Source organism: Photorhabdus viridis (assembly GCF_040256935.1).
GTDB lineage: Bacteria > Pseudomonadota > Gammaproteobacteria > Enterobacterales > Enterobacteriaceae > Photorhabdus > Photorhabdus viridis.
This window is the reverse complement of sequence record NZ_JBEJZY010000401.1, coordinates 1-262: the sequence shown is the minus strand read 5'-3', so window position 1 is coordinate 262 and position 262 is coordinate 1. Positions and strand designations below refer to the sequence as shown.

1 protein-coding gene is annotated in these 262 nt (G+C 64.1%); it reads left to right on the top strand.

What is annotated here, in order from left to right:
* On the top strand, window positions 1-262 hold a 262-nt coding region (locus ABR397_RS25615; protein ID WP_350307860.1), incomplete at both ends, for a hypothetical protein.

Sequence of the window (262 nt, the reverse complement as noted above, 5' to 3'; positions counted from 1 at the left end):
GATGGATGCCGGGGTGGCTTTCGGCAGGGAACAACAGCTCACTCCCGGCGTCGCCCTGAGTCCGGCACAGATGGCGCTGCTGACCGCCGATATTGTCTGGCTGACTCACCAAACCGTGACCTTGCCGGATGGCACCACGCAGGTGGTGACCGTGCCACAGGTGTACGCCCGGGTGAAATCCGGCGACCTGAGCGGTGACGGCGCCCTCCTTGCCGGCAATACGGTAGCGCTTAACAGTCAGGGCGATATCACCAACAGCGGC